The sequence below is a fragment of the Sulfurovum sp. genome, from assembly GCF_041551015.1.
GTDB lineage: Bacteria > Campylobacterota > Campylobacteria > Campylobacterales > Sulfurovaceae > Sulfurovum.
On record NZ_JBFENQ010000005.1, the window covers coordinates 23977 to 30770 of the forward strand.

A 6794-nucleotide genomic window follows, 5' to 3' on the forward strand; every position below is an offset into this window, starting at 1 on the left:
AAAGGTGAGTAATAAAATGACAGAAAACAATAGTGTAAAGATAGACGGTAACACAATTTCATTAGATGAGTTGATCAATGTATATAAAGAGGCAAACACAAGTAAAAGTGTTGAAAGTAAGGCGGAGATAAAAAGGAAAAATGAACAGGCATTGAAGCCATATCAAGCTGAACTGATAAAGCTTCAACGACATATTGAAGATACAAACCAAAAAATGATCATCCTTTTTGAAGGACGCGATGCTGCAGGTAAAGGTGGGACTATCAGAAGAGTTACACGTTATATGAATGAAAAACATTATCGTGTGGTAGCGCTTGGAAAACCAACAGAAGAACAAAAAACACAATGGTTTTACCAAAAATATATTTCCCATTTTCCAAGAGGTGGAGAGATCGTTCTTTTTGATAGAAGTTGGTACAACAGAGCCATGGTAGAATCTGTTTTTGGTTTTTGTACTAAAAAAGAATATGATGACTTCATGAAAGGTGTCAAAGGTTTTGAAAAGGATCTTACACGACAAGGTATTATTCTTATCAAACTTTATTTCTCTGTGACAAAAGATGAACAGGCCAGAAGATTTGAAAGACGAAAAACAGATCCCCTTAGACAATGGAAATTAAGTGAAATCGATGTACAGGCACAAGACAGATGGGATGATTTTACGGAAACTAAATATAATATGATCAAACAGACCCACTCACATAATGCTCCTTGGACAGTGGTACGCTCCAATGATAAACAAAAAGCAAGACTCGAAGCTATAAAAGTCATCCTCAACTCAATCAACTATGAAGGTAGAGATGAAAGCCTAGATTACACACTTGATCCTGAAGTCGTTATCTCTGGTGCTAGAGAGATCGAGATCATGGATGCCCAAAGAAGCAGTAGTGGAAAATTCATAGGTTAATTTCTCTATAAAGGAAAAACATGGAAAATAATAAAAAAACAAACAAAAATAAAGAGAAAGTTCAAATTTGGGTTAAGAAAGAAACCTTGGCATATGAGGAAGAGTTGAAGAGACTTCAAGTTGAACTTCTAAAGTTTCAAAATCACGTTAAAGATAAAGGTCTTAAGATATTAATGATCTTTGAAGGTAGAGATGCAGCTGGAAAAGGTGGAACGATTAAAAGAATTACAGAACACCTAAACCCAAGAGGTGCAAGAGTAGTTGCACTTGAAAAACCTAGTGATAAAGAGAGCACGCAATGGTACTTTCAAAGATATGCTCAGCACCTTCCAAGTGCTGGTGAGATAGTTATTTTTGATAGAAGTTGGTACAACAGAGCTATGGTTGAACCTGTGATGGGTTTTTGTACTGAAAGACAACATCACAAGTTCTTAAAAGATGCACCTGAGTTTGAACAAATGATTATAGATGAAGATATTCAAATGTTTAAATTTTATTTTTCTGTGTCTAAAGAGGAACAAGCAAGAAGATTTAAAGCGAGAGAGACAGATCTTCTAAAACAATATAAGCTTTCACCTGTAGATAAAGAGTCTCAAAGATTGTGGAATGAATACTCTCTTGCTAAATTTATGATGTTAAGCGCTACACATACAAAAGCAGCTCCTTGGACAGTGATTAAAAGTGACAACAAGAAAAAAGCTAGAATAAATTGTATAAAACATATCTTGAGTTTTGTTGATTATCCAGATAAGATCAGAGATAAAAAAATAAAAGTTGACTGTGATATTGTTGTATATGGAAGAGATGAAGCAATATCAATGGAAAAAAGATTCAAGTCTACGATCAAATAATTTCCATGCATATACTATAAAAGTTTACTCTTTCTCATATTTAAACAGCCATTTAAGTAAAAATGGCGGTGCAACTGTTGTTACTATAATAACAAAAATTAGAACGGCATAGATTTCATTATCTAGTATGCCGTTCAATCGCCCTACTTCTGCAAATATCAGCCCTACTTCTCCACGTGGGATCATAGAAATACCGATCAATGCTTTTTTGAGTGCGGTGGTATTCTTAAGTAAAAAAACGCCTATATATTTTCCAATAACCGCAATAAGTAAAAATGTAAGTGCTAAAGACCAGAACTTTGTTGATGTAAAGTCTATCACTCTCAAATTCATCGATAGTCCTACCATGACAAAAAATATAGGAGTAAACATATGTGCTATAGGAGATATAGCACTTTTTACTTTTTCTAAAAATACTTCATCATGTTTCAACCCCATACCAAAAGGAAGTATAAAACGTCTTGAGAGAGCAATACCCGCAGCAAATGAACCTAAGATTTCAGGTGCGCCAAAAAGATGTGAAACATAAGCAAAAATTGCGATTAAAGAGATAATAATAGTTGGTATAAAACCAGGTACCTTTTTGTGTTCATCAAATTTTTTCATAAAGCTAGAAGCATAATGAGCTAATGCAGGCGCAATAATGAGAAAGAGTAAAATAAATACTGTGGTGTTCAAAGTATTGGTCATACTTAACTTTTGAGTGATGGCATAGTCATAAATAAACACAAGTAGTATAACACCCAGAATATCATCTATCACTGCTGCACCAATGACGATCTGTGCAATATTTGAATGCTCTTTTTGAAGATCCCTTAACACCCTCATAGTGATCCCTATACTTGTTGCAGTTAAAGTACCACCGATAAAAAGAGAAACAACAAGAGTGAGATCAAAAAGATAATAGGCAACTAGTGCAGACACAGTAAAAGGGAATACAGCACCAAACAATGCAACGATCATAGATTTTCTACCCGCTGCTTGAAGCCTACGTATATCTGTATCTAAACCTATTTCAAAAAGTAAAAGCAGGACACCGATCTCTGCAAGTACTTTAAGTACATCATTGACCTCTATAATCCCTAATCCTGAGACACCTAGGAGTATACCTGCACTCAATTCACCTAATACAGAAGGTATACCCAAACGGGCAAATAACTCACCCAGTATCCTTGCGGTTACTAAAATTAAAAAAAGAATCAGAAAGAAATTATGTGCATCCATAATTTATTGTACAGAAAGTTACATAAAACCCGATACAATTAATATACTTGTCATAATAATAAAAAAACAATCAAAACAGTTAATAGGTATAATAGAGTTTATAATGAAGGATCAAAGGTAACTCTTATGAAATGCAATTGTAATCTACAAGGCATGCTGACAAGCCTAATAATTTTTTCTATCGTCCTATTGACCGGTTGTACCAAGCCCGTTAGCACATCCTATCCACCTGATCTAAATCAAACTGATAATAAAACAGTATACATCGTCAATCATGGATATCATACAGGCATTGTATTACCCAAAAAAGATGCAGATCCTTATATGCGTTCATTTGATGATTTTAAAAGTGCCCGATATTTGGAGATAGGCTGGGGAGATGAGGTTTACTATCAAACGGAGACAAATGAGCTTTGGATGGGTATAAGAGCACTGTTTTGGCCTACCGATTCTGTTCTTCATGTGGCTGCACTACAGACAGATCCTGTAGCGTATTTTTCTAACAGAGAAGTCGCTCAGTTAAAACTTTCTAAAACAGGTTTTATCAGTCTGGTCAAGTTCATCGATAACAGTTTTGCATTGAACGAAAAAAGACAAATTATCGTACTGGGAAGTGGTCTCTATGGAACAAGCAGATTCTATCGTGCAGAGGGAAAGTTTCATCTCTTCAATAACTGCAATACTTGGAGTGCAAAGGCGATTCATTCATCAGGCTTCCCTATAAATACATTTTGTGTATTTTCTGCTGGAAATTTAATGTACCAATTAAAGAAAAATGAGCGCTGATACCGTATTTCCTCACACTCTGTCTTATAGACTGTCTGGAATCTTATGGGATATTTCTTTATCACCTATAATTTTAAAAAGCTCATCACTCTCTACTATTTCTTTCTCGATAAGTTTAATTGCCAACGTTTCTATCTTTTCCCAATGCTCATCCACTAGTTTTTCTGTATCATGTTTTGCAGCATGTATCCAATGTAAAAATCTTTTTTCAATTTGTTGTTCTAAAAAATAGTTGTCTAATGTACCTATAGCATTAAGATTTATATATCCCAGTTCTTTATCCATTCCTAAAGTTGTAATTGCTGCATAAATTTGCAATGAAGCTTGAGAAAGATCATTTTGCGATCCACTGTCCATATGTTCACTTCCCATTTTTTTAACCTTGGCTACACGCCCTGCAAGCAACACACAAACATCATGATACAAATTTACTTTTGATATATTAGATAGCTGTTCATCCTCATTATAAGATACAAAACCTAGCATTTTACTCCTTGGTGCTATAGTGACCTGTTCGATTTTTATCTGGGGCAAAAGTAAAACTGAAAGTACGGCATGGGCTGCTTCATGATATGCGGTCATTTTGAGTTCTTTCTCAAGATTCTCAACCATCTTTTTCTCAACTTTATGTCCATACTTGATGATATTGATCTGTTCGATGAGTATTTCTTCTGTTATAAGCTCTTTATCCTGTTCAACAACACTGAGTGCCGCCATACGTCCAACCCTTTCAAGTTCTAAGGCACTCATCCCGGCAATATACCGCACTATACGCTCTACATCAATTTTTTCATCATGCGGTTTTTGCATGATCTTTTCTATAAAGAACCTTCTGGCATCTTTATCAAGTTCTGAAACTTCCAATAAAAAATCGAGTTTCTGTGTAGATGTAAGTACAGGATCTATATCATCAAGACTCTCTGATGTAGCAACGGTAAAAACCCTGTCTTCTGTAGACTCCAGTACTTTGGCAATATCTGAAAATGATACATTGGTAATAGCACCTTGAATAATCCCCTTAATATCTATATCTTCTAATATAACAACACATGGAGCATGTTTTGAAGCAGTTTCATACACTTCTTTAATATATTCAAGTTCAAAAAGATTAGATCCTGAGATCTCCATATAATCAAGATCTGCTTCTTTTGCAAAAGCTTTTGCAAGCATACTTTTTCCAACGCTTATAGGTCCATAGAGAAGTAAACCTTTTGGAACAGAGGTATCAAACCGTTCAAGCATTTCAGGATTTTTAATGATCTTAATAATCCCTTTTAGACGTTCTTTGATCTGTTTATGTCCAACAACATCCTCAAACCCAACTTTAGACTTTTTTATTTTCGGTGTGTCTTTTGTCTTTTTCTTTGCCATTTCCCGCCTTTATGGTTTATAGACTAACTTCTATACTTTACTAATTCTAGCATAACTATTTCTACAAAACCTACAAAAACACTCATTAAAACGTACTATTTTGTATATTGATTAGATTGTAATATACTATCATAGTAAATACATCTAAGAAAAAGAGTGGATAAGCTTAACATGCCTAAACTGAAGCGTAATATTACTTTAACTATGCTCATTTTTTATGGTCTAGGTAATATTTTTGGCGCTGGAATATATGTACTCATTGGTGAAATAGCAGGAATATCAGGAATATATTTACCTCTTTCTTTTCTACTTGCATGTATCGTCGTATTTTTTACGGCCTTAACCTATGCCGAACTAAGTGCAAGACTTCCACAGAGTGCTGGAGTTGCAGTCTATATCAATGCTGGATTTAAAAGTCCGGTTCTCTCTACGATCGTTGGTCTTACTATCGCATTATCAGGTCTACTCTCATCTGCTACACTTTTAGATGGATTTCATAGCTATCTGAGTCTTTTCATTCAGACACCTGAGATTGTAACTACACTGTTGGTTGTTATTCTCATAAGCAGTATTGCTATATGGGGTATTTTTCAATCAATCACCATTACTGCATTACTGACACTTATAGAAACCTTTGGTCTTTTTATGATTATTTATGTGGGTTTTGAAGATATATCATGGGATATACAAACCTTTAAATCTTTTATCCCACCTATGAGTTTTACTTTGTATAACGCTATTATCTTAGGTGCATTTTTAGCTTTTTTTGCTTTTATAGGTTTTGAGGACATGGTCAATATTGCTGAAGAGGTTAAAGATCCTACAAATACTATGCCCAAAGCTATTATCATCACACTTGCTATTGCTACCTTCGTATATATGATTATTGCTTTAGTTTCCATCTCAGTCATGTCTGTTGATGAACTTGCTCGCACTGACGCACCATTGGCAAAAGTCTATGAAACCGCAACACATAGTAAAGCAACAATGCTAAGTATAATAGCCTTGTTTGCAGTAATAAACGGTGCCCTTGTACAGATAATTATGGCATCAAGAATCTTCTATGGTATGAGTACCCAAGGCTGGATACCAAACTTTCTAAGTATTGTCCATCCAAAAACACATACTCCTATTAACGCCACTATACTTGCTGGATTGATTGTCTTTCTTCTTTCTACATATTTTCCTATTATTACCCTAGCACAGTCCAGCAGCTTTCTGATCTTTATTATCTTTACTCTTGTCAATGTTTCACTTATTAGCATCAAATTAAAAAATCCACATCCACAAGGTATAAAAACCTATCCTATAATTATTCCTATTATTGCAATCGTTCTTAATCTCACTCTACTAGGATTTCAAATTGCATCAGTATTTTAGTAATTTATAAAACACTGATAAGGAAATTGATTTTAGGTATAATAAAATATCTACAATGAAAGGTGTATTATGATCCATGAACTATCTAATCCTGTTGCAAAGACTTTATTGAATCATTTGAGAGAAACAAAAACAGATGCATTACGTTTTCGTCATATAATTCATGAATTAGCACGTTTACTAGTGTATGAGGCACTTAAAACACAAACACTTGAAGATAAAACTATAACCACATGGCAAGGCGAACAAAAATTTGGATTTATTAAAGAAGAAGA

7 protein-coding genes are annotated in these 6794 nt (G+C 34.4%); 5 read left to right on the forward strand and 2 right to left on the reverse strand.

The features are described 5' to 3' along the window. Positions 1-16: 16 nt before the first annotated feature. Both ppk2 (ABZC96_RS00750) and ppk2 (ABZC96_RS00755) read left to right on the forward strand, forming a co-directional pair. Positions 17-907, forward strand: coding sequence for a polyphosphate kinase 2 (ppk2, locus tag ABZC96_RS00750; RefSeq protein WP_373028367.1), 891 nt, complete (start codon positions 17-19; stop codon positions 905-907). Positions 908-927: 20 nt separating this feature from the next. Next, complete coding sequence (gene ppk2 / locus ABZC96_RS00755; protein WP_373028368.1) at positions 928-1758, forward strand: polyphosphate kinase 2; 831 nt, start codon at positions 928-930, stop codon at positions 1756-1758. Positions 1759-1782: 24 nt separating this feature from the next. Here ppk2 (ABZC96_RS00755) and ABZC96_RS00760 read toward each other — a convergent pair whose 3' ends face one another. Beyond that, entirely contained in the window at positions 1783-2982 is a 1200-nt protein-coding gene (locus tag ABZC96_RS00760) for a cation:proton antiporter (protein ID WP_373028369.1), read from the reverse strand. Positions 2983-3108: 126 nt separating this feature from the next. On the opposite strand from ABZC96_RS00760, the gene ABZC96_RS00765 reads away from it, so the two are divergent. Next, on the forward strand, positions 3109-3768 hold the full coding sequence (locus ABZC96_RS00765; RefSeq protein ID WP_373028371.1) for a DUF2459 domain-containing protein: 660 nt from the start codon (positions 3109-3111) through the stop codon (positions 3766-3768). A gap of 24 nt (positions 3769-3792) precedes the next feature. Here ABZC96_RS00765 and ABZC96_RS00770 read toward each other — a convergent pair whose 3' ends face one another. Next, positions 3793-5139 carry an AAA family ATPase gene (locus ABZC96_RS00770; protein WP_373028373.1) on the reverse strand — a complete coding sequence of 449 codons (1347 nt, stop codon included), beginning with the start codon at positions 5137-5139 and terminating at the stop codon, positions 3793-3795. Positions 5140-5295: 156 nt separating this feature from the next. Between ABZC96_RS00770 and ABZC96_RS00775 the strand changes: the two genes are divergently transcribed. Both ABZC96_RS00775 and ABZC96_RS00780 read left to right on the forward strand, forming a co-directional pair. Further along, positions 5296-6519: an APC family permease gene (locus tag ABZC96_RS00775; RefSeq protein WP_373028375.1), complete on the forward strand. Its 1224-nt coding sequence runs from the start codon at positions 5296-5298 to the stop codon at positions 6517-6519. A 69-nt stretch (positions 6520-6588) separates the two neighbouring features. Beyond that, positions 6589-6794: uracil phosphoribosyltransferase (locus tag ABZC96_RS00780; protein WP_373028376.1), on the forward strand; the 206-nt coding region annotated here is incomplete at its 3' end.